Origin of the sequence: Lactobacillus delbrueckii subsp. delbrueckii DSM 20074 = JCM 1012 (assembly GCF_001433875.1) — a bacterium.
In the GTDB taxonomy this organism is placed as follows: domain Bacteria; phylum Bacillota; class Bacilli; order Lactobacillales; family Lactobacillaceae; genus Lactobacillus; species Lactobacillus delbrueckii.
Genome location: NZ_AZCR01000111.1, coordinates 737 through 1,202 on the forward strand (window position 1 = coordinate 737; position 466 = coordinate 1,202).

1 pseudogene is annotated in these 466 nt (G+C 45.3%); it reads left to right on the top strand.

What is annotated here, in order from left to right:
• Positions 1-55 precede the first annotated feature (55 nt).
• Positions 56-466 (top strand): annotated as a pseudogene (locus tag FD23_RS10830) (RNA-guided endonuclease TnpB family protein); the annotation flags it as partial.

Genomic DNA, 466 nt, shown 5'->3' on the forward strand with positions numbered 1-466 from the left:
ACCCAAGACAGTTAGAGTCTACTCCAAAAAGTTAAGCGATGAAGAATTTGCCAGAATGTCCGACTTTTTTGAAAGATACGGCAGGTGCCGGCATTTCTTTTTGAACCGCTACTGCGGCATCAAGTCGATGCTAGCGGTTAATAACTGGCAGGCTCTGCGCAACCAAGTTCGCAAGTGGGACAAGCCGGTTAAAGGTTCGAAAGGCAAGCTAGAAACAGTCTACAACTTTCAGACCAAGCACTGGGTTGGTGCTCTCCGTGAGGCATGTACCAACACAAAGAGCATGTGGTCGAATCTGGCTAACCGTTTGAAGAAGCTGATTCAAGGAAATGAAAATCTTTCTGCTGATCAGCGCCACCTTCTGTTCTTTATTTTGAAATTTAAGAGCGCATGGCAAGCCGTTCTTCTTCACAAGCCAATTGAGCTGCCAGAAGAATACACTGAAGCTTTAACTGAAATAGAAGCT